Annotated in this window: 27 protein-coding genes; 15 read left to right on the forward strand and 12 right to left on the reverse strand. The window is 30.2% G+C overall.

Annotation, left to right across the window (positions count from 1 at the left end; genetic code table 11):
• Nucleotides 1–83 precede the first annotated feature (83 nt).
• Both ACMFBB_RS03970 and ACMFBB_RS03975 read right to left on the reverse strand, forming a co-directional pair.
• Complete coding sequence (locus tag ACMFBB_RS03970) at nt 84–569, reverse strand: hypothetical protein (RefSeq protein ID WP_435263166.1); 486 nt, start codon at nt 567–569, stop codon at nt 84–86.
• 113 nt (nt 570–682) lie between these two features.
• Entirely contained in the window at nt 683–880 is a 198-nt protein-coding gene (locus ACMFBB_RS03975; protein ID WP_435263167.1) for a hypothetical protein, read from the reverse strand.
• A gap of 192 nt (nt 881–1,072) precedes the next feature.
• Between ACMFBB_RS03975 and ACMFBB_RS03980 the strand changes: the two genes are divergently transcribed.
• Both ACMFBB_RS03980 and ACMFBB_RS03985 read left to right on the forward strand, forming a co-directional pair.
• Nucleotides 1,073–4,261, forward strand: coding sequence for a LodA/GoxA family CTQ-dependent oxidase (locus tag ACMFBB_RS03980; RefSeq protein WP_435263168.1), 3,189 nt, complete (start codon nt 1,073–1,075; stop codon nt 4,259–4,261).
• A 147-nt stretch (nt 4,262–4,408) separates the two neighbouring features.
• Nucleotides 4,409–5,548, forward strand: coding sequence for an NAD(P)/FAD-dependent oxidoreductase (locus tag ACMFBB_RS03985; protein ID WP_435263169.1), 1,140 nt, complete (start codon nt 4,409–4,411; stop codon nt 5,546–5,548).
• A 39-nt stretch (nt 5,549–5,587) separates the two neighbouring features.
• Here the strand turns inward: ACMFBB_RS03985 and ACMFBB_RS03990 are convergent, their stop codons facing one another.
• The 4 genes from ACMFBB_RS03990 to ACMFBB_RS04005 form a co-directional block, all read right to left on the reverse strand.
• Complete coding sequence (locus ACMFBB_RS03990) at nt 5,588–6,343, reverse strand: trypsin-like serine peptidase (RefSeq protein WP_435263170.1); 756 nt, start codon at nt 6,341–6,343, stop codon at nt 5,588–5,590.
• Nucleotides 6,344–6,515: 172 nt separating this feature from the next.
• Nucleotides 6,516–8,015, reverse strand: a complete 1,500-nt coding sequence (locus ACMFBB_RS03995; RefSeq protein ID WP_435263171.1) for a hypothetical protein — start codon at nt 8,013–8,015, stop codon at nt 6,516–6,518.
• A 202-nt stretch (nt 8,016–8,217) separates the two neighbouring features.
• Nucleotides 8,218–8,601 (reverse strand): DUF6768 family protein, encoded by a 384-nt coding sequence (locus ACMFBB_RS04000; RefSeq protein WP_435263172.1) that lies wholly within the window; start codon nt 8,599–8,601, stop codon nt 8,218–8,220.
• Nucleotides 8,594–9,157: an RNA polymerase sigma factor gene (locus ACMFBB_RS04005; protein ID WP_435263173.1), complete on the reverse strand. Its 564-nt coding sequence runs from the start codon at nt 9,155–9,157 to the stop codon at nt 8,594–8,596. The genes ACMFBB_RS04000 and ACMFBB_RS04005 overlap by 8 nt, the downstream gene beginning before the upstream one ends.
• 137 nt (nt 9,158–9,294) lie before the next feature.
• Between ACMFBB_RS04005 and ACMFBB_RS04010 the strand changes: the two genes are divergently transcribed.
• The 10 genes from ACMFBB_RS04010 (at nt 9,295) to ACMFBB_RS04055 (ending at nt 16,273) form a co-directional block, all read left to right on the forward strand.
• Nucleotides 9,295–9,945, forward strand: coding sequence for a TRAM domain-containing protein (locus ACMFBB_RS04010; RefSeq protein WP_435263174.1), 651 nt, complete (start codon nt 9,295–9,297; stop codon nt 9,943–9,945).
• Nucleotides 9,917–10,747, forward strand: coding sequence for a 23S rRNA (uracil(1939)-C(5))-methyltransferase RlmD (gene rlmD / locus ACMFBB_RS04015; RefSeq protein ID WP_435263175.1), 831 nt, complete (start codon nt 9,917–9,919; stop codon nt 10,745–10,747). The genes ACMFBB_RS04010 and rlmD overlap by 29 nt, the downstream gene beginning before the upstream one ends.
• Before the next feature lie 6 nt (nt 10,748–10,753).
• Nucleotides 10,754–11,239 carry a DUF6452 family protein gene (locus ACMFBB_RS04020; protein ID WP_435263176.1) on the forward strand — a complete coding sequence of 162 codons (486 nt, stop codon included), beginning with the start codon at nt 10,754–10,756 and terminating at the stop codon, nt 11,237–11,239.
• Nucleotides 11,220–11,930, forward strand: coding sequence for a DUF6048 family protein (locus ACMFBB_RS04025; protein ID WP_435263177.1), 711 nt, complete (start codon nt 11,220–11,222; stop codon nt 11,928–11,930). Before ACMFBB_RS04020 ends, ACMFBB_RS04025 begins: the two co-directional genes overlap by 20 nt.
• A gap of 61 nt (nt 11,931–11,991) precedes the next feature.
• A complete protein-coding gene (locus tag ACMFBB_RS04030) occupies nt 11,992–12,939 on the forward strand; it encodes an isopenicillin N synthase family dioxygenase (RefSeq protein ID WP_435263178.1) in 948 nt (315 codons plus the stop codon).
• 2 nt (nt 12,940–12,941) lie between these two features.
• Nucleotides 12,942–13,265, forward strand: a complete 324-nt coding sequence (locus ACMFBB_RS04035; protein WP_435263179.1) for a translation initiation factor — start codon at nt 12,942–12,944, stop codon at nt 13,263–13,265.
• A gap of 159 nt (nt 13,266–13,424) precedes the next feature.
• Nucleotides 13,425–14,369: a DUF1835 domain-containing protein gene (locus ACMFBB_RS04040; RefSeq protein ID WP_435263180.1), complete on the forward strand. Its 945-nt coding sequence runs from the start codon at nt 13,425–13,427 to the stop codon at nt 14,367–14,369.
• A complete protein-coding gene (locus ACMFBB_RS04045) occupies nt 14,370–15,239 on the forward strand; it encodes a nucleoside phosphorylase (protein WP_435263181.1) in 870 nt (289 codons plus the stop codon). It abuts the gene before it with no gap.
• The gene (locus ACMFBB_RS04050; protein ID WP_435263182.1) at nt 15,240–16,100 is read left to right on the forward strand and encodes a substrate-binding domain-containing protein; all 861 of its coding nucleotides are present in this window, start codon (nt 15,240–15,242) and stop codon (nt 16,098–16,100) included.
• Between the two features lie 17 nt (nt 16,101–16,117).
• Nucleotides 16,118–16,273 (forward strand): hypothetical protein, encoded by a 156-nt coding sequence (locus ACMFBB_RS04055; protein WP_435263183.1) that lies wholly within the window; start codon nt 16,118–16,120, stop codon nt 16,271–16,273.
• A gap of 798 nt (nt 16,274–17,071) precedes the next feature.
• Here ACMFBB_RS04055 and ACMFBB_RS04060 read toward each other — a convergent pair.
• Nucleotides 17,072–17,713 (reverse strand): protein-L-isoaspartate(D-aspartate) O-methyltransferase, encoded by a 642-nt coding sequence (locus tag ACMFBB_RS04060; protein ID WP_435263184.1) that lies wholly within the window; start codon nt 17,711–17,713, stop codon nt 17,072–17,074.
• Between the two features lie 187 nt (nt 17,714–17,900).
• Here ACMFBB_RS04060 and ACMFBB_RS04065 point away from each other — a divergent pair, with 187 nt between their 5' ends.
• The 3 genes from ACMFBB_RS04065 (at nt 17,901) to ACMFBB_RS04075 (ending at nt 21,626) form a co-directional block, all read left to right on the forward strand.
• Nucleotides 17,901–18,860 carry a Gfo/Idh/MocA family protein gene (locus ACMFBB_RS04065; protein ID WP_435263185.1) on the forward strand — a complete coding sequence of 320 codons (960 nt, stop codon included), beginning with the start codon at nt 17,901–17,903 and terminating at the stop codon, nt 18,858–18,860.
• An 83-nt stretch (nt 18,861–18,943) separates the two neighbouring features.
• Nucleotides 18,944–19,831, forward strand: a complete 888-nt coding sequence (locus ACMFBB_RS04070) for a 3-hydroxybutyryl-CoA dehydrogenase (RefSeq protein WP_435263186.1) — start codon at nt 18,944–18,946, stop codon at nt 19,829–19,831.
• A gap of 10 nt (nt 19,832–19,841) precedes the next feature.
• Nucleotides 19,842–21,626 carry an aminopeptidase P family protein gene (locus ACMFBB_RS04075; RefSeq protein WP_435263187.1) on the forward strand — a complete coding sequence of 595 codons (1,785 nt, stop codon included), beginning with the start codon at nt 19,842–19,844 and terminating at the stop codon, nt 21,624–21,626.
• A gap of 57 nt (nt 21,627–21,683) precedes the next feature.
• On the opposite strand, the gene ACMFBB_RS04080 is transcribed toward ACMFBB_RS04075, so the two are convergent.
• The 5 genes from ACMFBB_RS04080 to ACMFBB_RS04100 form a co-directional block, all read right to left on the reverse strand.
• On the reverse strand, nt 21,684–22,241 hold the full coding sequence (locus tag ACMFBB_RS04080; protein WP_435263188.1) for a YbhB/YbcL family Raf kinase inhibitor-like protein: 558 nt from the start codon (nt 22,239–22,241) through the stop codon (nt 21,684–21,686).
• Nucleotides 22,242–22,338: 97 nt separating this feature from the next.
• Nucleotides 22,339–23,169, reverse strand: coding sequence for a helix-turn-helix transcriptional regulator (locus ACMFBB_RS04085; protein ID WP_435263189.1), 831 nt, complete (start codon nt 23,167–23,169; stop codon nt 22,339–22,341).
• Nucleotides 23,166–23,594, reverse strand: a complete 429-nt coding sequence (locus ACMFBB_RS04090; RefSeq protein ID WP_435263190.1) for an ACT domain-containing protein — start codon at nt 23,592–23,594, stop codon at nt 23,166–23,168. Before ACMFBB_RS04090 ends, ACMFBB_RS04085 begins: the two co-directional genes overlap by 4 nt.
• Nucleotides 23,595–23,597: 3 nt before the next feature.
• Nucleotides 23,598–23,852, reverse strand: coding sequence for a DUF3781 domain-containing protein (locus tag ACMFBB_RS04095; RefSeq protein ID WP_435263191.1), 255 nt, complete (start codon nt 23,850–23,852; stop codon nt 23,598–23,600).
• A 292-nt stretch (nt 23,853–24,144) separates the two neighbouring features.
• Nucleotides 24,145–24,627 (reverse strand): acyloxyacyl hydrolase, encoded by a 483-nt coding sequence (locus ACMFBB_RS04100; protein ID WP_435263192.1) that lies wholly within the window; start codon nt 24,625–24,627, stop codon nt 24,145–24,147.
• Nucleotides 24,628–24,752 lie beyond the last annotated feature (125 nt).

Consider the following 24,752-nt stretch of genomic DNA (forward strand, 5'->3'; position numbering starts at 1 on the left):
ATTGTGGAGTTTGTTTTCTAAATATATTCAAAGCTGATAATTACCTTAAAACTAATTTAGCATTACACTTGTTATTTTATATTTTAGTATCCAATTCCTATTTCAAAAGCTTCTTTTAATTTATCAAGATATTGGGATGTTGTCTTTTTCATATAAATACCCAAAGTAATTACAACTTTATCTAACATATTTATATTAAAAACAGTATAATTAAACTTATGATCTTGACCAGATATTAATGTAGATGTTTTTTGAATAATCACCTCATATTCTGCTCTAGAAATATTATTAATTCCCCCAACATTAATATACTTTTTTATACGTCGCTCTGTTTTTTCAATTGCTTCTCTTAAAATTTCCAAATCACTAGCAGCATTTCCTAAAATTCTTCGTTGTCTGTTAATCTCTTCAATTGTTTGTAATTTATCTAACTTAACTCTTCTATCTGTTTTTTCAACCGAATAATAATCCTCACCTACATCATTATTAAATTGTGAAACAGTTTCTACATGTATTTTAGCTAACTTCAACATGGGTAAAATTACAGCACTAAATTTTTGTTTTAACAAGCTATAATATATTCGTTCTTTTTTTAAAGACTTTTGATTATGTGGATCGGTAGGTATAATAAATAAACTAAAAACATTTTTAGGAACTTTAAAATCTACCGCTCTTGTTAGTGTTAAAAGCTTTGAAAAGGGCCTACCAATGTTTTAAACAATTCTATATTTTCTAAAACCTCATCTAATGATTCCTTTTCATCACTAATAAAATGATTTTCATTTTTAAGCTCTAAATCAGAAAAATTAGTTGTGTTAGCTCTAGATTGTGCTTTTCTCTCTTCACTATCCTCAAATATATCATCGTACGGATTTGCCATGTTTGCAAACATAATTAAATTCTAAATCAATATCAAAATCTTTACTCTAGTTAATTTACTCTACTATTTTAAAATAATTAATTCCTCATACCCTAAATTAAAACGTTCATGATTTTTAAAAATTAACACCCTTAATTATTCTCTATTTTTAAAGGTATATAAACAACTATACGTAACAAAAACTAACTAACAATGACAAAACCTAAAAATAAGAAATCAACATCATGTTGGAACTGTGATGGAGATATTACCCTGATTACACAACGACTTAAAGAGATGTTTGTAGAAATGGGTCAAAAAACAAATATTGAAAACGGACAAAAGCCTGCTGAAAGAGCTGTATTTAGAAAACAACATGGTGTAGCCTATGGCCGTTTTGAAATAAACGAAGATATTCCCGAAAAATTTAAAGTCGGTATTTTTGCGGGTAGTACTTATGAATGTGCCGTTCGATTTTCAAGTGATACAGGACCAACATCTCCCGATTTACATTCTACCTTAGGAGTAGGTTTAAAATTATTTGGAGTTGATGGTCCTAAACTACTAGGTAATGGAACCAATGCAGATTTCATTTTTCAAAACATCGATCGTTTTTTTGCTCGTGATGCTCGTCAAATGTGCAATTTTACTACTGCTGGTGTTATTGATCGTGATTATAGCTCTTATATTGAAAAGCATCCTGAATTAGCTAGTATTTTACAAGCTATGTCTAAAGAAGAAGCGAGTGTATTAAGTGCAAGCTATTGGGCAATACTTCCTTTTAAATTAGGCGATTCACAAATTGTAAAATATCGTTTGATTCCTCAAGACAGCTATAAAGGTTCTCCCTTTAATGACACTAATTATTTAGGTCTAGATTTACAACAACGCTTAGTAAAAAAAGAAGCTACTTTTCGTTTTGAGATACAGGTAAGAACTAATGAAACTACGATGCCTTTAGATGATGCACAAGTAGTTTGGAGTACAGAAGAAAGCCCATACATATGTATCGCTAAACTTCATTTACCTCAGCAAGACGTTTCAAGTATTGGACAAGCTGAATTTGGTAGCAATTTAGCATTTAACATTTGGCGAACATTACCTCTACATGAACCATTAGGCTCTATTGCACAAGTAAGAAAAGTAGTATATGCTGCTAGTGCTGAAGCAAGACACCAAGCTAACGGACAGCAATTGCATGAACCTAAAAATATAAATCCAAAATTTGAAGGAAACACAAATGAAAACAGTGATTGTATTGTAAAAGCAGCCATCTATCCTCCTATTGGAGTTATGAGAGTTGGAAATAGCAAAGATGAATACTTTCTAGGACCTTTAGTTGACAATCCAGAACCTCAAACCGATCCGTACGCATATAGAGATAAAACGGGGGCTTTAAAAAGACAAGCTGCTCAATTTAGAATTTACGGATTTAATGCAGCTGGAAAAGCTGTAAAAGAGTTAACTGCTGAAAACTCTAACATTACATGGCATAGCCATTTATCAAACCAAAAATCTTCATGGTACCAGTTTAATATAGCTTTAGACATACCAGAAGCAGCAGACAGTCCTCCTTCTTTATTACGTAACATAGATGTAAAAGACAGAAACTCTTTATTGATAGATGGTGGTGCTAAATCTATTTCTGGAATAAATATTAAGGATGGTTCCTTTTTTGAGGGAGAATTTTTATCTAAAAAAGTCTACTTAGGTGAAATGCATACTGATGAAAAAGGTCGTTTAATAATGCTTGGTGGGCATGGAAAATCTGAAAACATAAATGGAAACATTGCTATTACTTTTGCAAATAACGAGGGCTGGTATGATGATATTTCTGACGGACCAGTTACGGCTGAAGTTGAATACAATGGTAAAAAACTAACTGTAGATCCTGCTTGGGTTATTTGTGCCCCACCAGATTATGCTCCAATGCAAAAATCAGTTCGTACCATGTGGGATTTAATGCGAGATGTAGCTGTACAATCAAAGATGTTGGTTCGTCCTAAACGGCCTTCTTTCACCAAAGATATTTTACCAATTTTTCAACGCATGACTGATTTACAATGGGTAAACGCTGGATTTGCCGGGGCATTTGGTTTTGGAGGTCAATTTAATTATACCACTAATGAATGGATTAAACGATTAGGAAATCCATCTTCAGCTTATATGGAAATGCGTAGAACAATCTCTAATAATTTCCGTCGATTTGATGCCACTGGTGCAGAAGCTCCTCAATTATGGCCTTGGTTATATGGTGATGCTATTAGTATTCCGTCTACAGGTTCTGTTCGTCAACATGCCACATTATCAAACTTACAGTTGGAATTTTTAGATCAATGGGTTAAAGGTGATTTTGATGCTGATTATGTAGATATGACAGGATGTCCGCACATACCAAAAGCACCATCAATAGATGATTTACCTATAGCTGAACAGCCAGATATGCTTACAAAAGCTGCCATGGAATTTTGTTTAGCTGATGCTTTTCATCCTGGGTGTGAAATGACATGGCCCATGCGTTCATCAGGAATGTATATGGCTCCTTTCCGAATTAAACACGCTCCAAAAACACCTCCTGTTAACACCATGTATTATGGTCCTATCATGAATAATGAAGTACTCCCGTTAGCTAAAGGGCCAATTTTAGGTGGACAAGTTGCTGGTAGCATCACTCGTTGGATGGCTATTCCTTGGCAAACAGATACTGCAAGCTGTAGAGATGGATATACTAGTGAATATGATCCTTATCTACCTACATTCTGGCCAGCTAGAGTACCTAACAATATTTTAAATGAGGAACGTTACGAAGAAGCAATAAACCCTGATTTATCAGAAGAAACACGTATACAAGCTTTTAATTACCGAACTGAGTGGCTAGATAACCTTCCTTTAGATGGTGAGGCCCCAACCTATACAAATCAAATTAATAGTATGGTTAAATATTTTGATAAACTAGCAGTAGTTCAAAAACGTCCTGGAGTAACTCAAGACCCAAATTTTCCTAAAGAAATGCAAGTTGGAATTACACCTACTCCTGAGCAAGAAGTAACATTGTTAAAAACCACTCTAGAAGATTTATATACTAGTTTAAACAATAATCATAATTTAAATAATACCACTAAAAATGTATTAAATGCAGCTGTAAATAAACTTTCTCATGACAACCTTTTAAATGAACAATTCTTATTAGAAGCCGCTAAAGGTGAATTGCTAACATTGATTGAAGATGAATTAACAAAAGATTTTAAACCAACTTCAAACGTTACCAATACCATCCATCTTATTGCTTCTAAATTACACACTATGAAAAAATCTGAATCACATCAACAAGAAGTTTCTAAAAAAGTAGAAGTAGGTATTCCAGAAAAAATGACACGTTTTTCAAGATATACTCCTAAATAGAGTTCAATAATGAGTCATAGGTACATGCCATCACAAAAAAGACATAACGAAGTAATCTGTTAAATAATAAACAGATTACTTCTTTAAACCGTGCCTGAATTGAAATGGCTTCCTAAAAACGAAGAATCAAACAAAAAACATATTTCTATGTCCAATAAAGAGACCGATCATAAAACGGAAATATTAATCATTGGAGCAGGAATTGCTGGTTGCATTGCCGCCATCTCCTTGGCTGAAGAATATAATGTCACTTTAATGGACAAACAAATAACTCCTTCTGATCGGATTGGTGAATCATTAGCTCCAGCTTCTCAAAGAATTTTTAAAAAACTAAATCTTTTAGGGCATGAATCAGATGATTTTAAACAAACACTATTTAGCAATAACCTTGGTATGCAATCATACTGGGGAAATAATCAACTTCATATTAAAGATTATCTTAAAAACCCTGATGGTTTTTCTAAAAGCTTAGATAGAAAAAAGTTTGAAATGTATCTTAGAGAAATTGCTTCCAACAGAGGTGTTTGTTGTTTTTGGGGAATACGTCTTTTTAATAGCATTTATGAAGAAAACATATGGAAAGTAACCGGTAAATCAGATGATTTAAAAAACAGGACTACTCGTAAAATTAAGGCAAATTTTGTTATTGATGCTACAGGAAGACAATCGCACTTTGCAAAAAGTATCGGAATTAAACGAATTCAATATGACAAATTAATTTCATGTTGGATAAGTATGCCTAATACCAATACAAATACTATGAGTACTATCGTTGCTGATGAACAGGGTTGGTGGTATAGTGCAGTTTTACCCAATAGCACGAGAATTATTTCTTTTCAAACCGACTCAGATATCATAGATAAAGCCACATTTAAAAAAAGCTCATCCTTTATAACATTTATTAAAACGAATAAAATAATACATTCGTTAATCCCTAAAGATGAAAAAAACATTACTTTTCAAGGAACTGTTAGTGCAAATTCAACACGAATAGAACAAGTTGCTGGCAAACAATGGCTTGCTTTAGGTGATGCAGCTATTAGCTTTGACCCTTTATCTTCTCAGGGGATGTTTAATGCAATGGCTAATGCCATGCAAGTTAAAGAGTTATTAGCAAATTTTAATATCATTAAAGATTTTAACTTAGCCAAAACGGAAAAATTCAACAAAGTATATTCCGATCAAATAGCTAATGTATGGAGCCACTATTTAAAGCATAAAAATTTATTCTACAAAGCAGAAACTAGATGGAAAGACAGTCTTTTTTGGAAAAGAAGAAATTCCTAACCAACTATCAATTTAAAACTAATACTTCATAAATAATTATTAATTAGAATGTTTATTTATCCATGAGATTACATCTTCATTAAAAAAAGCAGCTACATTTAACTTTTCTTCAACAAAACCAATAATATTTTCATTCCCTCCATGGTGAACTCCAATAACAATATATTCTCCTCTATCTTTATACCATAAAGGTGCTCCACTATCTCCCTGACAGGTATACATTGGATATCCAATAATTGTATTTCTTTCGTTAATTTTTATTTTAGAATACAATGTCTTTTTCTCTATTAGCTCTCCTTCAGAATCACATGGGAAACCGGTTAAATGAAGTGTTTTGTTATCTAAATCGTGTTTTATTGAGTGCTTAAAAAAAGTTACTCTTTTTGCATATTTACTAGGGGTTGTAATTTTTATAATTGCAATGTCATTTTCTACCCCCTTGCTTTTCCCTTTATATAAAAAAATCTTAAAATCTTTTTTCTTTAAAACAATATTTTTTTCTCCTACCCTATAAGATATTTTAGTGATTCCCTTATTTATAACATTATGTTTAGCAGTCACCATCATATTTTCTTTGATAAAAGAACCTGTTCCACTATATCCATCATGAAAAAAATGATACCATCTCTTTACTGTAAACTTTATAATTGAGTTATAGGAATCTAATTTTATTTCATCACCCTTCAATGCTAACCTATCTTTTTTCCATTCTTCTTTACCAGTACAAGTACAATTTTGGGCTATAATATTTATATTAAACACTAAAAAAATCAATAAAAAACCTTTCAACTTCATCTACTTATTTTTAAATAAAATTTACAATGCAATGTATTTATTTTTATTAACTTTTATATACTTAATAATAAGGATATTTATATAAACCGATAACTTCACATTCCGAAGCAAAAAATAAACCTCCCAAATTACATAGTAGTTGGGAGGTTCATACATGAATAATATTAAAGTTTTACTTCAATCTATTCTCCATAAATTCCTGTACTTCTTGTTTTGCTTTTAACATTTCAATTTCATCAAATGTTTTCCCTTCAGCACTTTTTATAAATGCATCAAACAAATGACTCATATAGGTTGGTGAATAATCATTAGTATAACTTTCAGCATTATGACAACTAAAGCAATTAGCCAACGTATTCACATTAACATCCTTTAAACTACTTTCAAATGTTTGCGTGTAAGTTTCCATAGTAACATTTGCACAGTTTAAAGAACCTCTTGCTACAGATCCAGGTACAGCACTACCTACACTGCCTTTTAACTTTACTAATAATTCAGCTTGTTGTTTTGATGATAAACCATCAGTATCTACCCAAATAGATCCATTGTAAAAATAGTTTCTCCACACATCATCTAAACTATTTTTTACGCAATTGTTAATATTTACAATGTTTTCAAAGTTTACAGGCTCTTCTTGACTTGTTTTCATAAATCCACCTGTAGAGTCTCTTGGAACCCCATACTTAAATATATCATATACCTTGTATAAGGTCGATGCTTGTTGTTTAATTGTATCCCAATAGATTCCATTAATACCTGTAGTACTTCCTTTAGCAAACAATAACTTATCTGAAGAAGAAACCGCTTGATTTTCTTTCCAATTATAACTTGGTGCTAAATCATAATTCTCAAAAGTTGCCCAAATAAACTCAGGGTGATTTTCTACAACTCCTACAACATGCATTCCTAGTAGAGCTACCTCTTTATTTATGAGATTTCCTTTTCCATCGTCTACAGCCCCAACAGTGGTAAAATAATTATCTCGTTTATTTTCAGGAATAGCATCAATGGAAGTCCATGATACTTTTAACTCTAATGATCCTACTGGAAAAGAAGATAAATTACTTTTTGCTAATGAGCCATTTAAAATAGAATCTTTAAATTTCTCAGCTGCATTTTTTAAAATTGGTGAAACATGAATTGAATAAAATACTGTTTCTTCTTTATTATTATCATTATTGTATGCAGGATTTGTTCTTAAAATTCCTGAGGAACCTGCTTGCGCGGTATCTTCTAAAACCACCGACGCTCCTGGAACTGGTGTTATACTTCCCATATGAGAATCTACCTGAAGCATTTTTTTAGGGTTTAAAAATAAGGGTAACGTTTCGTCAACATATAACGGAATATTCTTACCTTCTATTTTTAAGAATAATTTTTCTATTTGATACTGAGGTTTTGTAACCCATAAAAACTTTTGCCAAGACCATTGATGAAAAATAGCATTGGTTGTACTAATTGTATCAAATGGACTTCCTTTTCCTTCCTGAGGCGCTGGTGTTTTAGAATGGGGAAACCAATTACTATTACACAAAGCTTGAACTTCAAGTGTATTGTAAGCTACTTCCGTTTTTTCTTTTAAAGGTTCTTTCCCTTTCTTTTTGCAAGAACTTAAAAACATCATACTCCATACGAGCATCGATCCTAAGGCTAATTTAAATGATAATTTCATGATTGATTAGTTTTTGATTGTTACCCAAAATACTATCCTTTAACAACCTTTATAAAAAAAATGTCACGAAACCCTAAATTAAAGTTACAAGAAGAGTTTATTTAATATTGAGTGTATACTAAATCAACACAACCCTATAAACAACTGCATACCAAACACATAAATAACAAAAAAAAATCAATTATTCATAAAAATATAATACTTATTCCTCTAATTTTCCAGATAATGAAGAAACCTGTAACTCTAATCTTTTTAGTTCTCTTAATACTGCATTTTTACCCATTTGCAACCATGCAAAAATTTTCAGCATGCTAACTCCTATTAAAAACACAACTGAACCTAATGCCCATTTTATTAACTCTTTTGTTTCTTCTGATTCAAAAAAATGAATAATACAATACAAAAACAGCCCAAAAAAGACAAAAGTCATCATATTCATTAAGTACATAATCCATTTATTTTTACCCTGAAATAGTCCTCCGACCATTTGAAATATATTTTGTTCATCGAACTCTTCATAAAACTTGGCTTCCTCTTCTGATAATGTTTCTTTAATTAATTTATCAATATCTTCTATATTATTCATAATCTACATGTTTTAAAATTGTTTTTAACTTTTCTCTTGCATGAAACAACCTTGACTTGGCAGTTCCTACAGAAATATTTACTAGTTCACTAATCTCATTTAAAGAATAATTTTGTGTATAAAAAAGTTGTATTACTATTTTTTGATTTTCCGGTAATTTTTGAATCCCTTCTCTTAATTTTTGTTTATACATAGATTCTTTATTTTCGGTAACCTCTAAAAATGGTTTTACCCTACTCTTATGTTCATAGTAACTTTCTAATTTTAATTTTCTTTTTTTAGTTGAACGTAAAGAGTCTAACGCTTTCCTATTTACAATACTAATAGACCAACTTTTAAATTTATCAGGATCTTCTAAGTCTTCTATTTTTCTTAAAATTACCTTCCAACTTTCTTGAGCTATATCTTTGGCTATATCAGCATCTTTTACATACCAAAAAGCTAGTTTACAAAATTGTAAATGCCATCTTTTAACCAAATAAGAAAATGCTACTTTCTTACCTAATTTATAGGCTAACACTAGTTCTTTATCTGATGAATTATTAAAATCTTTCATAATCGATTACAATACATAGACGAACAAAAAGTTAAAAGGTTCATTTTAATTTTAAAAATAATAATTAATGTTTGAGTTTAAAGTACATCAAACAATATCTTTTCCTAATTTTGCAAACCATAAATTATAAGTTTACAATGCCACGTAGAGAACGAAACAAATTTGTTAAAAAAAATCAGGAGTTAGAGATATTAATTGAAGATTACGCTTTTGGAGGAAAAGGAATTGGACGAATTCGTTCTGATGAAGGTGTATTTGTAATTTTTATTCCCAACACCTTACCTGGTCAATTAGTGAAAGCACGTGTTGTGAAATCAAAAAAAAACTATGCTGAATGTAAATTAATAGAAGTTTTAAAACCTTCAGATAATGAAATAGAAGTTCCATACCAAGATATTCCTGGAGCTCCTTACATTCAATTACCCATAAGTTTACAACACCAATATAAAAAAGAAAGTACGCTTTCACTATTTAAACGTATTGGTAAAGTTTCTAATATCGAAAATTTATTTGATGAGTTTATAGCTTCTCCAAACGTTTTTCATTATCGTAACAAAATGGAATATGGTTTTTCTGCCATTGGTTATGATCGAAAAAACAAAACTGATGTAGATGAATTTACGTTAGGTTTTAAACGACGTGGTACTTGGTGGATGGGCGATAATTTAGACAAAGATTCTGGTTTATTTGATAAGCAAGTAGAAGATAACTTAAAAGCAATTAGAGAGTATTGTCAAGAAACCAATTTGGCTCCTTGGCATGGTCCGAAAAAAAGAAGGTTTTTTTAGATATTTTGTAGTTCGTAAATCATACAAAACTGATGAATTGCTATTTAACCTAGTTACTACATCTTTCGATTTACCTAAATTTGATTTGCAAAAATTTGCTAAATTTTTAAAAGACATTTTTGGAAAACGTTTAGCTGGATTATTACATACAATAAACGATGAAGTCGGAGATAGAACCATCGCTACTTCTGGAAGTATTGATTTGATATATGGAAAAGAAAAAATTGTGGAAGAATTACTTGGGTTAAATTTTGAGATTAGTATGAAAAGTTTTTTTCAAACAAATCCAAAATCTGCTGAGAAATTGTACACTAAAGTAGTTGATTATGCTCTAGAAAATAAAGAAGCAATTGACAACACTGTTGTTATGGACTTATTTTGTGGTACAGGAACTATAGGGCAAATTATTGCTTCAAACTCCAAGAACGCAAAAATAGTAGGAGTCGACATTATAGCTTCTGCAATTGAAGATGCTAAAAAAAATGCCAAGAGAAATAACATAGAAGGCTTAGAGTTTTATGCTGCTGATGTAGGTAAATTTTTAAATGAACATCCTCAATACAAAAATAAAATACGTACCATTATTTTAGATCCTGCTCGTGCTGGAATTGCTCCAAAAACACTTAAAAAAATCATAAATTTAAATGCAGATAGAATGGTTTATGTATCTTGTAACCCAGCAACACAAGCTCGTGATACTGAAGAACTAATAAAAGCTGGATATCAACTTAAAAAAATTAGTTTAGTAGATCAGTTCCCACACACAGCGCATATAGAAACTGTTGTTTTATTTGAAAAATAAATTTAAATGAAAAAATACGTCTACATTATAATTATAGGCTTTTTGGTACTTACTTCTTGTGAAAAAGATGATTTCTGTACTCAAAACCCAATAACACCTAATTTAATATTACGCTTTCATGACAAAGATGATACTACTAAGAAAAAAAGTGTAGAACGCTTTTCTATAATTGCTGTTGGTAAAACTGATAGCCTTTTTGTAAATAGTACTACAGACTCAATTGCAATACCTTTAAATGGACTAAATACCCAAACGGTATATACCCTAAAGATGAATGATGTAGATAATATAAAAGCAAATAATAAAATAGCTACTTTAACTATTAATTATACTACTGAAGAAGAATATATTTCACGTTCATGTGGTTATCGATTCATATATAAAAATGTTACCCTAACAAGCTCTAATCCATCATGGATAAGTAGTTTGTCTACTCAAAATGTACCTGTTATAAACAATCAAATTAAAGCACATGCACAAGTATTTCATTAGTTTTTGTTTAATTATTGTTTTTACCAATACCTACTCACAAAAAAAACAACAAATACCGGTAGAAAAAGACACCATTGTATACAAAACAGGCTATGGGTTGCGTATTGGTGTTGATTTAAGTAAACCCACGCTGTCTTTCGTTGATAAAAGCTATAGCGGACTAGAACTTGTAGGTGATTATAGAATTACAAAAAAATGGTATGTTGCCACAGAATTAGGTTATGAAAAAGAAATTAGCTTTGAAGATTTCACTACTTCTACTGCCAAAGGAAGCTATATAAAGATTGGTGCAAATTATAATGCTTATCAAAATTGGCTCGATATGAATAATGAAATTTATATTGGAACTAGATATGGATTTGCTTTATTTGATCAAACCCTAAATAGTTACACTCCAAATGTCACTAATGGAACAACTACTCCTTATTTTCCTGCAAATACTATAAAAACTCCAGTTACAGAAACTGGGTTAACCGCTCATTGGGCTGAAGTACAACTAGGAATAAAAGTAGAGACTTTTAAAAATTTATTCTTTAGTGCTGGTTTCTCTTACAAAATTTTACTAAGTATTGATGATCAAAAGAATTTCAAAACATTATATGCTCCTGGTTTCAATAGAGTTTTTGAAAACAATACTGGTTTTGGTTTTAACTATACAATTTCATACTTAATACCTTTTGTTAATAAGTAATTTATTAGCATACGCTTGATTTTACTACCTTTACAAAGTAAAAAAGTTAAACTTATTAACAATGAATAAAATCCCTAGCGTAAATTTAGAAGACTTTTTATCTAACGATGAAACTCGTAAACAAAAGTTTATTGATGAAATAGGACACGCTTATGAAAATATTGGCTTTGTAGCTCTAAAAGGACATTTTTTAAATGACAAATTGGTTGAAGATTTGTATTCAGAAATTAAAAATTTCTTTGAACTACCAGTAGCAACAAAACAAAAATATGAAGTACCTGGAATTGGAGGACAAAGAGGATATGTTTCTTTTGGAAAAGAATCAGCCAAAGGAAAAAAAGAAGGAGATTTAAAAGAGTTTTGGCATTTTGGTCAATATGTAGAAGACAATCCGAAATTAGAAAATGAATATCCTAAAAATGTAAATGTAGAAGAGCTTCCTAACTTTAATGAAGTGGGAAAAAAAACATATCAAATGCTTGAAAAAACAGCTAAATATGTACTCCGATCATTGGCGTTACATTTAGGGCTTGAAGAAACTTATTTTGACCAATTCATCAAAAACGGAAACAGTATTTTACGTCCAATACACTATCCTCCTATACAAGAAGAACCAAAAGGAGCTGTTAGAGCTGCTGCTCATGGTGATATTAATTTAATCACCTTATTAATGGGGGCTCATGGAAAAGGGTTACAAGTACAAAACCATAAAGGTGAATGGATAGATGCTATTGCAGAACCTAACGAGCTAATGATAAATGTTGGTGACATGCTTTCTCGCCATAGTAATAATAAACTAAAATCAACCATTCATCGTGTGGTAAACCCACCTAAAGAGTTATGGGGTACTTCTCGTTACTCAATACCATTTTTTATGCATCCTATTTCTGATATGAAATTAAATGTTCTGGACAATTGTATTGATGACAATAACCCTAAACAATTTGAAGACATCACAGCTGGTGATTTTTTAAACGAGCGTTTACGTGAGTTAGGATTAATAAAGTAATAATGGACATACAAGATCAACTTAAAAACCTTTTTCCAGACCATAAATTTGAAGAGAAGCCTGTTGAAGAAAAACCAGATATTTGGTTACAAGAAGACCCTATACTTTGTAAGTATGAAAAACGTAAAGGGAAGCCTATTACAATATTAGACGGTTACAATGGAGCTACAAGTGACTTTAAAAAACTAGCCAAAGAAATCAAAACTAAGCTAAGTGTTGGTGGTAGTTACAAAGATGACAAAATAATAATCCAAGGAGATTACAGAGATGAAATAATGAAAATCTTAACAACCAAAGGCTTTAAGGTAAAAAGAGTTGGAGGGTAAACAAAAATGCTGAGAAAAAAAGTTTCTCAGCATTTTTGTTTTTTATATTTTTTGTTATATCATTACAAAGTGTTAAAAATCATTTAATTAATAATAACGGTAAAAAATAAACGTTTATTATATATTATTAAGAAATAGTATCAATTATCCCCAATAATTATGGCATCTTCTACATTACACATTACTAACGGTGACAATACTACTCAAGTATTAAAAAAACTAAACTTTAATGGATCAATAATTACATGGCGTGAAATGTTATGTGAAGGAAAAACATCTATCGATGTTGGAAGTGAGAGTTTCTGGAAAACTCGATTTGATTTTTTTAAATCTTCCTACAAAGTTTCAAAACAGACTTTTATTGATTACACTTTAAAAGAATACAGGAATCTTTGTAACCAAAAACAACAAGATGAAATTGTGTTATGGTTTGAACATGATTTGTTCTGCCAAGTAAACATGCTTGCTGTTATTAGTTGGTTAAAACGCTATAGAAAAGGAAGAAAAATATCATTAGTTTGTAGTGGTGAAATTGAAGGTAAAAAAGGGCTATTTGGTTTAAATGAATTAACACACAATGAATTACAAGAACATTATAACAAAAGAGTAGTTTTAACTCAAGATGATATTGAGTATGCTGATTATATTTGGCAACTATATTGCTCTGACAGTCCACTTCGCTTAGAAAATATTCATCAACTCAATTCAAGTTCTCCTTTTGTATATCTTGAAGTTGCCATTAAAGAGCACATTCAAAGATTCCCATCAATTAAAAATGGATTAAATAAAATAGAAAACTCAATTTTAAAAACTGCAAATCAGCAACATTTTAAAAATAAAAATGAATTAGTTGACTCAATTTTAGCCTCGCAAGAAGTTTACGGTTTCACTGATAACCAATACTTTAACAAACTGCAGCAATTAAAAAAATTGTTCACTTCATTTGACCCTGTCAAACTAAGTAAAATGGGAAAAAAAGTATTAGATGATCAAGTAAATTACTATGGTCAAATACGTTCCGATTTTTCGTATCTTGGCGGTTCTAAAAAATATAGCTACCTGTATATTAACAATACTAATAAGCTATTAAAAATAACATCATAAATGAGCATACAACATTCTGAACTAATTTTAAATTCAGACGGAAGTATTTATCACTTAAATTTAAGACCTGAACATATTGCTACTGATATCATTTTTGTTGGTGATCAATATAGAGTAGATAAAGTAACAAAGCATTTTGACAGTATTGAATTCACTACTCAAAAACGGGAATTTAAAACAACTACGGGAACATATAAAAACAAACGTCTAACTGTTATTTCAACAGGTATTGGTCCTGATAATATCGATATTGTTTTAAATGAATTAGACGCTATCGTTAATATTGATTTAGAAACACGTCAAATAAAAAAAGAACATACTTCTTTGAATATTACTAGAATAGGAACTTCAGGATCTTTACAAAATGATATCCCTGTTGATAGTATTTTACTCAGCTCCCATGCTTTGGATTTAAATGGAATGTTACATTCCTATCAAATTGATCAAATTTCAATACCTGATATAGAAAATGCTTTTATCAATCATACCAACTGGTCTGATAAAAAGGCAAGACCTATTGTTATTGAAAATGGAAAGTCATTAGAACAAAAATTATATTCTGATTCTATTTATAAAGGAATCACTGCAACTGCGGGAGGTTTTTATGGTCCTCAAGGTAGAATTCTTAGGCTTAACTTACAAGACGTTAATTTAAATGCTAAAATTGATAGCTTTAAACATAACAATAACAGGATTACAAACTTAGAAATGGAAACCTCTGCAATCTATGGCTTGTCAAAATTATTAGGACATAATGCTGTTTCTATGAATGCAATTATTGCAAATAGAGCTAACGGTACCTTTAGTGAAAATCCTAAACAAACAATTGAAGATTTAATTATCTATACTTTAAATAAATTAGTAGAGTAAATGCTTAATTTAAAAGTTGGTGGTGTACCTGAACATTTTAATTACCCTTGGTATGTTACATTAAAAAATAAAGAATATACAAAACACAATATAAATTTGCGTTGGAAAGATTTCCCAGGCGGTACAGGAGAAATGTGTAAAGCTTTACGTTCTGGAGAAGTTGATATTGCAATTGTACTTACTGAAGGAATTATTAAGGACATTATAAATGGTAATCCTTCAAAAATCACTCAAACTTATGTAAAAAGTCCCTTAATATGGGGAATTCATGTTGGAGCGAATTCTAAGTTTAAAAAAATTAAAGATTTAGAACACGCCACCGTTGCTATAAGTCGTTTTGGGTCAGGCTCGCATTTAATGGCTATTGTTAATGCACATAATAATGGATGGGATATTAATACATTAAAATTTAAAGTAGTTGGAAACTTACAAGGAGGAATTGATGCCTTAACCAATGGAGATGCCGATTATTTTATGTGGGAACATTTTACCACAAAACCTTTGGTTGATAGGAATATTTTTAGACGCTTAGGAGATTGTCCAACACCTTGGCCTTGTTTTGTTATTGCTGTTCGTGATGAAATTTTAAAGAATAATTTTGAAGAAGTAAAAAAAGTTTTAAATATCTTAAATTCTTGTACTGAAGATTTTAAAAACATCCCTAACATCGATGAAACTTTAGCTATTAGATATGAACAACAGAAAGATGACATTAAAGAATGGCTATCTATAACTGAATGGAATGACGGAAAACCTGTTTCAAAAAACTTAATTACACGTATACAAAATAAAATGGTAGCTTTTAACGTTATTGAAACGAAAGAAGATTCTGGTAAATTAATCAAAAATATGTATCTTTGATTTTTAAAATATTAAAAATGAAAAAAGTAGTATTTATTGCAATTTGTATAGTTAGCTTATTAGGTTTTACTTCTTGTGGTAGCACTAGTCCATGTGGCTTAGCTAAAACTGAACAAACGAAACAAAACTCTCATCAACAAGAGGTTGTTGTTACAGAAGCAACTGCCGAATAGTTGATTTCTTTATTCAAATTCAATAAATCCGCTTTTTAAGCGGATTTTTTTGTTTTTAGTTTTATTTTCACTTTATGAAAAAGACATTAAAAAAAATTGTACTTACAACTCTATTACTATTTTTGACTTTTTATTTAACAGACCTGTATATACTGCGAGGGTATTTCACATCAGCAATTATATATTCATTTTATAAAGAAAATACAAGGAATGTAAATGAAGTTAAAAATAAAAACTGCTCTCTTTCTATTGAAAAAAAGGCAACTCCTTTCAAATAAATTTTAAAAATAGAAGTTTAGATTCTTATTTTGTTTGGACTTATAGATATGACAAACTATTATATGAAGTTAATGATTCAATCTTCTTTTTACATTTAAGAAATAAATTTAATTTTCCACAATACAATAATGAATATGAACACGGTCTTGAATGTGTAGCGGGAGAATTTTCTATCAACCCTTTAGAATCCTTTGAAATAAAAAAATCATACAAAGAGTTCGTAAATTCAATTTATTGGAGTGGCGTGCATCAATATAATTCAAGTCATAATACAGTCAAAGATCTAATTTATAATAAACCTTTATTATTAACCAATCGCAAGAAAAAATTCAAAGTTTTTAAAAGAAATGATTTAATATCAACAGATTCAACAGAAGTTTCTTTGTATATTCCTTTATTTAGTTTCGGTCATAAAGAACTTTTTTATGTTAAATCAAATTCAGTACGAATCTCTTATTTAGACATTATTGAGAACCTAACAATACACGAAAAGAAAATACATGAAGATTTTCGAGAATTTTAATTCTTTTTCTTCAGCATTGGAACAAACTTAAAATCTCCGAGCTCATGTTTTTCAAACTCTTTAGGAGATTTTCGAATAAACAAAGTCATTATTTGTTCAGTATCACCAACAGGTATTAATAACATTCCTCCTACTTTAATTTGACCTAATAAAGCTTTGGGAACAAAAGGTGCTCCAGCTGTCACAATAATTTTATCAAAAGGTGCTTGTTCAGGCAACCCTTTATAACCGTCGCCAAAAATAAATCGTTTTGGTCTATACCCCAATTTAGGTAAAAACAAAGACGTTTTTTTAAATAATTCATGTTGGCGTTCTATAGAATACACCTCAGCTTTTAACTCTAATAAAACAGCGGTTTGATATCCAGATCCTGTACCTATTTCTAATACTTTATCACCCTCTTTAATCCCTAACGTTTGCGATTGAAAAGCAACTGTGTACGGATGCGAAATAGTTTGTTCAGCAGCTATTGGAAAAGCTTTATCTTGATAGGCATGTGCCTCAAAACTACTATCTATAAATAAGTGCCTAGGAATTTTACGTACAGCTTTTAAAACTTTTTCATCAGTAATCCCTTTTGCTTCTAAAACGTTTGCTAATTGGTTTCTAAGTCCTTGGTGTTTGGTAGTATCTCTCACTAATATCCTGATTTCAGTGGGCTAAAAATAGTAATAAATATCTTTAAAAGTGTATCTTTGTTAGCGTTGATTTTTTTCTAAAAATCACTAACTAAAAATAACACTTTCATTACGAGGAAACAACCCTTAAAAATAATTGTTAAAAAGATTGTTTTTATATTCTAAGTAATAAAAATAAATATAAAATATGTTAAAAGCTGGAGTTTTAGGAGCAGGTCATTTAGGTAAAATACACTTGCGTTTATTACAACAATCAAAGAAATATGAATTAGTTGGGTTTTATGATCCATTTACTGAAAACGCACAAAAAGTTGCTAAAGAATTTGGGTATACCTTATTTAACTCTATAACCGAACTTATAGACGCTGTAGATGTTGTAGATATTGTGACCCCCACCCTTTCACATTTTGATTGCGCACGACAAGCTATTCAAAAGGGAAAACATGTTTTTATTGAAAAACCAATAACCAATACAATATTAGAAGCTGAATCTATAAGAACATTAGCTAGTCAATTCCATGTAAAAGGTCAAGTAGGCCATGTTGAACGTTTCAACCCAGCTTTTACTGCTGTAAAAGACATGATTGATACTCCAATGTTTATTGAAACTCATAGGTTGGCTGAATTTAATCCAAGAGGTACCGATGTTCCTGTTGTTTTAGATCTAATGATTCATGATATTGACATAATTTTATCAGTTGTAAAATCAAAAGTAAAAAATGTTCATGCGAGTGGGGTCTCTGTAATTTCTGAAACTCCTGATATAGCTAATGCTCGTATTGAATTTGAAAATGGATGTGTTGCTAATTTAACTGCTAGTCGCATTTCTATGAAACACATGCGTAAATCACGATTTTTTCAGAAAGATGCCTATATTTCTGTTAACTTTTTAGAGAAAAAATCTGAAGTAGTACGAATGAAAGACGTACCAGAACAACCTGATGAATTTGCTATGATTTTACAAAATGCTGAAGGTGTAAAAAAACAAATTTACTTTGACAATCCTGAAGTAGCGGAAAATAATGCAATTTTAGACGAATTAGAATCTTTTGCTGATGCTATTAACAATAACACTACCCCTATTGTTTCTTTACGTCAAGGTACTGAAGCTTTACGTGTAGCGCAAATGATTATTGATTGCTTCTAATTCACTTTCCAATTAAAAACTATCAAAACAAACAAAAGAAATAACAATAAATTATTCAACTGAATAAAAACAAACTACAACACATGAAAAACATAGCCGTAATTGGAGCTGGAACAATGGGAAATGGAATTGCACATACTTTTGCGCAATTTGGATATAATGTACAATTAATTGATATTTCTCAAACAGCTATAGACAAAGGTTTAGCAACTATTACTAAGAATTTAGATAGAATGTTGGCTAAAGAAAAAATATCAGAAAATGAAAAAAATAATACATTAAACAACATTAGCACTTTTACAAGTATTCAAGATGGTGTTAAAAATGTTGATTTAGTAGTTGAAGCTGCCACTGAAAATGTTGATTTAAAGTTAAAAATTTTTAAAGACATTGATGCTGCTTGTGGTTCTGATACTATTTTAGCGACTAACACTTCTTCTATTTCTATTACACAAATAGCTGCTGTTACTAATAGACCAGAAAAAGTAATTGGTATGCACTTTATGAACCCTGTTCCGATTATGAAGTTGGTTGAGATTATAAGAGGATATAATACAACTAATGAAGTTATGGAAACTATTGTTGATTTAACAAAAAAAATTAATAAAGTTCCTGTTGAAGTAAATGACTATCCAGGTTTTGTTGCAAACCGAATTTTAATGCCGATGATTAATGAGTCTATTGAAACATTGTATAATGGTGTTGCTGGTGTTGCTGAAATAGATACTGTTATGAAATTAGGAATGGCTCACCCAATGGGCCCTTTACAATTAGCTGACTTTATTGGATTAGATGTGTGCTTGTCTATTTTAAACGTGATGTATGACGGGTTCAAAAATCCAAAGTACGCTCCTTGTCCATTATTAGTAAATATGGTAATGGCTGGAAAACTTGGAGTTAAATCTGGTGAAGGCTTTTACGATTACAGTGAAAGTAGAAAAGCAGAGAAAGTAGCTAAAATGTTTTCTTAATACAAACTACATGATTGCTGAAAGATTACAAGCACTAAGAAATTATATGGCATCTAAAAATTTAGATGCCTTTATTATACCCTCTACCGACCCACATCAGTCAGAATATGTAGCGGATCACTGGAAATTAAGAGCCTATTTTTCTGGTTTCACTGGATCGGCTGGAATTTTAGTAGTAACACAAAACGTTGCTGCTTTGTGGACAGATTCCCGTTATTTTTTGCAGTTTGAAGATGAATGTAAAGATTCTGAAGTTACACTTTTCAAACAATCAATTCCTCATGCTCCAGAACATGTAGCTTGGTTATGTGATTCTTTTGAAAAAAATGCAACTATTGGTGTAGATTATAGACAATTTTCAAAATCGCAAATCGATTATATTCTAAGTTTTACAAAACCTAAGAATATAAAACTACAAAATGAACCTCATTTTGCTAAAGAAATATGGACCGATAGACCCAATTTACCAAACTTTGAAGTTACCATTCATCCATTAGAGTTTTCGGGAGAAGCTACAGCTTCTAAACTAGCAAAAGTTCAAGCTGAAATTCAAAAGCAAGAAGCTAATTTTTACTTATTCTCTTCTTTGGATGAAATAGCTTGGTTATTCAATATTCGCTCTAGTGATGTTGATTTTACACCATTGGTTACAGCATATGCTCTTGTAGGTCTTGAAAGAACCATTTTATTCTGTAATACAAATCGTTTTAATGAGAATGTAATTGCCGTTTTTGAAAAACTAAATATTAGCATTAAAGATTACAATTCAATAGCATCCACACTCCCTGGAATAACATCTGGAAAAAAAATTGTCACCGATGCTTCAAGTTTAAACTATGCCTGCTTTGAAGCCGTTAATGGTAGTTTTATTTATCAAAAATCTTTAGTAAAAAGGTTAAAAGCAATTAAAAATGAAACGGAAATTGCTGGCTCTAGAGATTGTATGATTAAAGATGGAGTTGCGCTAACAAAATTCTTCATATGGTTAGAAAAAGAATTGGCAACTAAAACAATTTCAGAATATGAAATAGGGAGAAAATTAGATAGTTTCAGGCAACAACAAGAATATTATACTGGAGAATCTTTCCCAGCAATTGTTGGGTATAAAGGAAATGGTGCAATCATACATTATACCGCTCCTGAAGAAAACTCTGCTCAAGTTTCAAATGAAGGAATTTTATTAGTTGATAGCGGAGCACAATATAAGAATGGAACTACAGATATTACTCGTACCGTTTGGCTGGGTGGTACTCCAGCTACAAAATTAAAAACAGCTTATACTAGTGTTTTAAAAGGATATATTGAATTAGAACAATTACAATTTCCAACAGGTACTAGTGGAGCTCAGATAGATGCTTTTGCTCGAGTTCATTTATGGAAAAACGGATTAGATTATCCACATGGTACAGGGCATGGCATTGGTAGTTTTGGTATGGTACATGAACCTGCGCAGGGTTTTGCAACAGGAGCAACCACAGAAAGAGGTACTGCCCCACATTTACCAAACCAACTAACCACAATTGAACCTGGTTGTTATGTAGTTGGTGAATTTGGTATTAGAACAGAAAATATTGTTGTTTCAAAAATTGTTAACGAAACAACGTTTGGGAAATTTTTAGGCTTTGAAGCTTTAACATTATGCTATATAGATACCAACTTATTAAATTATGAAGAATTAAGTACTTTTGAAATTAATTGGTTAAATAACTACCATCAAATAGTGTTAAACAAACTATCTCCCTTTTTAAATGAAAAGGAAAAACAATGGTTACAAGATAAGTGTAAAACTATATAACTAATAAAATCAGCCTTTAAAGGCTGATTTTATTTTAGAAGAAATTAAAAATTTACTTTACTTCTTATCTCTTTTATAATAAGTAATTATACTAGCTTTAGCTAACGAATTATTCCATAAATAATAACCCACTACAGCCGGATTGGTATTTTCAGTCAACCCCAATGATTCGGTTTTTAAAGCATATACAGTAATTATGTATTGATGTGTACCATGGCCTTCAGGAGGACAAGGACCTCCATATCCACCTACACCATAATCAGTAACACTTTGAACCACTCCCTTTGGAGTAAGTTTTAACTTTAGATTACCAGCTCCTGAAACTAATTCATTGGTGGAACTAGGAATATCAAACACGAGCCAATGCCACCATCCACTTCCTGTAGGGGCATCAGGGTCATACATAGTTACGGCAAAACTTTTTGTTCCTTCAGGAGCATTTTTCCATGATAGTTGAGGAGATTGGTTTTTCCCTACACACCCGAAACCATTAAATTCTTCTTTTTTTGTTGACTCGCCTCCTAAATCTTGACTTGTTAACGTAAATGTATTTTGAGAAAAACTAGCTGTACTTAATGTAAGTAATACTATTAAAATAAAATTTATTTTTTTCATAAAATTGGTTTTTAATTATAGCTACAAAATTATGAGTAATAATACTAAAAATTACCTATAATTTGGTTCAAAAAGTATTGTTAAAGGTTCAAATTAATTAATATTGTTTTGGGGTTACTCCATATTTCCCTTTAAAAGCTTGAATGAAACTAGATAAACTCTCATAACCAACCTCTGCAAAAATTTCCGTTGGCCTTTTAGATTTGTTTTTTAGTAAGAAAGCGGCATGTTGAAGTCTTTTATCCTGAAACCATTTACTAGGTGAGGTATGGTAATATTTTTCAAATTCTCTTTTAAAACTCGAAACACTCATATTTGATAAAAAAGAAAGCTCTTTAATCGTTAGCTTATTTAACTTATTCCTCTCGATTGTTTGAATAAATTTTTGGTTTTGATTATCAATCTCGTAGACTAAAGATTGTAAAAAACTTTCTCCTTTAAGATCAATAAGATAGAGTAATATTTCTTCAAACTTCAACTTTAACATTTTTTGTTGAACAGTGATTGATAGTTTAGTTATGTCGGTAAGACTATCAACAAATCTATTTAAAAAAGAGTCATAATCAAATGAATATGCAGAACACAGAGTAGCTTTATTTGCAAAATCAAACTCAAATTTCCTTATAAATTTTAATATATCCTCATTAGAAAAGAAAAACAATATACTTCTATAATGTTCAGAAACCTTTGATAGTTTTTCAGTCATCAAACAGTGTCCTGATTTCATTAATAAAAATTGTGAACTGTTTATTGAACAAGAAGAATCATCAAAAAAAACCTCCTTTGTCCCCTCTTGAAGAAAGCTAAAAGTATTTTTATTTAATACTATTTGTTGTTTAGAAATTTCCTTGTTAGAACTATAGTCATAAGCACATATAGATATGGAAGAATTCAAGTTCAAATCATCTGGTAAAATAATTGTATTCATTCTAGTTTATATAAAGTTTTAGCTTCAGTCTTTACTTGTGAAAGTTTTATTAAAACTTCAATTGCTTTGTTAGAATTCTTTTTATCTACAAAAATATGATCATGATGATACCCTGCTATTACATTACAACTAATATTATTTTTTGCCAATTCTGTTGAAAAAATTGCTGTTAAACCAACTGCATCAAGAGATGAATGAATGGTAAGGGTAATCCACGAAGCTATATAATCATACTTTAATTTTAATTTATCTGCTTTTTCTTTTTCAATAACAATAGTTGTTCCCTCTTTTTCTTTAAACTCACAAATTGTATCTTTCCTATTAATAAAATTTTCATCTTTTACTGTTGTAAAAACATAATCTCCATCATTTAATTCTGGAGTCATTCCTTTGATTAATTTAAATAAATCTTTCTCTCCTGCCATTTCTTACTTTGTTATCCTGTTAACTGTAATTACTCTAAATGTATTTGAATTTACTGTCACGCAAATATTTCTTTCAATATTTGTTATATAATAATTTTTTCCTTCTTTTCTAAAAAAACTTGAATTAGTGTTCTCTATAACTTCAAGAATATAAGATTGAATTTCTTTTTTTGTCAGCTTACTATTTAACTTTTTATTTATTCTACTGTAAACAAGTTCGGTGTAACAAATATTCGTAATTATTTTTTCTTTAGTCACTTTTATAGCTTGTTAAGAATTAAATATTTTGTTTTAAAATGTCAATAAAAATATTGACTTGTTTACCATTAATTTCAATGCTATTTTTTCTACTATAATACCTAAAATTCCTTATTCTTAAAACAACTTATACTCTGCAAATATCCAATCTTCTTTTATCACTATTATTCTTGTTACTTATTTAGGTAACAACGTATACTTAAAGTTTAAAAAATGCTTAAAAACAGAAAAAAATAGAAGAAGCATAAGAACTTCAAAAAACACTATTATGCCAACTTATTCGTAGCAATTCTTATTTTATTTCAAATGAAATTCCTGTTTCAAAACCAATACTATTGTGACCTATATTAGGGATATAAAGATTTGCATTAGAATTATGTCTAAGTGTCATACGAAAATCAAATAATATTGCTTTTTGTTTGTAAGAAAAACCAATCCCAAAAATATCAGAAAAAGCAAACCCTTTCTTCAACCTTTCAGTATCTCCTGCAGAAATCATTGGACCAATACTTCCTAAAAAATAAGTACTAAAATTATTTAGTAATCTGTACCTTACAATGAGACCTATGTTTAATGCATATTCATTAAATAGTTTTCTTTTTGTAAATCTTTCTCTTTTTTCAATATAATTAGGCCCTGGCTTTACAAAAAACTTATTTAAAAGCTGATGTTCAGAAAAATATAAGCTAGGTTCAAAAAGTAACTCATAACTAAAATTTCTATTTTGCTTTAAGATATACTTAATTTGTACTTTAAAAAAATGATTTCTATACATATAATCAGGATTGTTAAAAGGAAATTCGTCCTCAAAAGATTTCCCATAATTTAAACCTATTAATATTGTAGCTTCTTTTTTTTCTTCTTCTTAAGATCTTACTTTAAGAATCAAAAAAACACTAA

The sequence above is a fragment of the Tenacibaculum sp. nBUS_03 genome, from assembly GCF_051201695.1.
GTDB lineage: Bacteria > Bacteroidota > Bacteroidia > Flavobacteriales > Flavobacteriaceae > Polaribacter.

Bases quoted from the DNA above. Each gene is read 5' to 3' on its own strand.
- ACMFBB_RS03975 (WP_435263167.1), bottom strand. From the start codon at position 880: ATGGCAAATCCGTACGATGATATATTTGAGGATAGTGAAGAGAGAAAA.
- ACMFBB_RS03980 (WP_435263168.1), top strand. From the start codon at position 1,073: ATGACAAAACCTAAAAATAAGAAATCAACATCATGTTGGAACTGTGAT.
- ACMFBB_RS03985 (WP_435263169.1), top strand. From the start codon at position 4,409: ATGTCCAATAAAGAGACCGATCATAAAACGGAAATATTAATCATTGGA.
- ACMFBB_RS03990 (WP_435263170.1), bottom strand. From the start codon at position 6,343: ATGAAGTTGAAAGGTTTTTTATTGATTTTTTTAGTGTTTAATATAAAT.
- ACMFBB_RS03995 (WP_435263171.1), bottom strand. From the start codon at position 8,015: ATGAAATTATCATTTAAATTAGCCTTAGGATCGATGCTCGTATGGAGT.
- ACMFBB_RS04000 (WP_435263172.1), bottom strand. From the start codon at position 8,601: ATGAATAATATAGAAGATATTGATAAATTAATTAAAGAAACATTATCA.
- ACMFBB_RS04005 (WP_435263173.1), bottom strand. From the start codon at position 9,157: ATGAAAGATTTTAATAATTCATCAGATAAAGAACTAGTGTTAGCCTAT.
- ACMFBB_RS04010 (WP_435263174.1), top strand. From the start codon at position 9,295: ATGCCACGTAGAGAACGAAACAAATTTGTTAAAAAAAATCAGGAGTTA.
- rlmD (WP_435263175.1), top strand. From the start codon at position 9,917: ATGGTCCGAAAAAAAGAAGGTTTTTTTAGATATTTTGTAGTTCGTAAA.
- ACMFBB_RS04020 (WP_435263176.1), top strand. From the start codon at position 10,754: ATGAAAAAATACGTCTACATTATAATTATAGGCTTTTTGGTACTTACT.
- ACMFBB_RS04025 (WP_435263177.1), top strand. From the start codon at position 11,220: ATGCACAAGTATTTCATTAGTTTTTGTTTAATTATTGTTTTTACCAAT.
- ACMFBB_RS04030 (WP_435263178.1), top strand. From the start codon at position 11,992: ATGAATAAAATCCCTAGCGTAAATTTAGAAGACTTTTTATCTAACGAT.
- ACMFBB_RS04035 (WP_435263179.1), top strand. From the start codon at position 12,942: ATGGACATACAAGATCAACTTAAAAACCTTTTTCCAGACCATAAATTT.
- ACMFBB_RS04040 (WP_435263180.1), top strand. From the start codon at position 13,425: ATGGCATCTTCTACATTACACATTACTAACGGTGACAATACTACTCAA.
- ACMFBB_RS04045 (WP_435263181.1), top strand. From the start codon at position 14,370: ATGAGCATACAACATTCTGAACTAATTTTAAATTCAGACGGAAGTATT.
- ACMFBB_RS04050 (WP_435263182.1), top strand. From the start codon at position 15,240: ATGCTTAATTTAAAAGTTGGTGGTGTACCTGAACATTTTAATTACCCT.
- ACMFBB_RS04055 (WP_435263183.1), top strand. From the start codon at position 16,118: ATGAAAAAAGTAGTATTTATTGCAATTTGTATAGTTAGCTTATTAGGT.
- ACMFBB_RS04065 (WP_435263185.1), top strand. From the start codon at position 17,901: ATGTTAAAAGCTGGAGTTTTAGGAGCAGGTCATTTAGGTAAAATACAC.
- ACMFBB_RS04070 (WP_435263186.1), top strand. From the start codon at position 18,944: ATGAAAAACATAGCCGTAATTGGAGCTGGAACAATGGGAAATGGAATT.
- ACMFBB_RS04075 (WP_435263187.1), top strand. From the start codon at position 19,842: ATGATTGCTGAAAGATTACAAGCACTAAGAAATTATATGGCATCTAAA.
- ACMFBB_RS04080 (WP_435263188.1), bottom strand. From the start codon at position 22,241: ATGAAAAAAATAAATTTTATTTTAATAGTATTACTTACATTAAGTACA.
- ACMFBB_RS04085 (WP_435263189.1), bottom strand. From the start codon at position 23,169: ATGAATACAATTATTTTACCAGATGATTTGAACTTGAATTCTTCCATA.
- ACMFBB_RS04090 (WP_435263190.1), bottom strand. From the start codon at position 23,594: ATGGCAGGAGAGAAAGATTTATTTAAATTAATCAAAGGAATGACTCCA.
- ACMFBB_RS04100 (WP_435263192.1), bottom strand. From the start codon at position 24,627: ATGTATAGAAATCATTTTTTTAAAGTACAAATTAAGTATATCTTAAAG.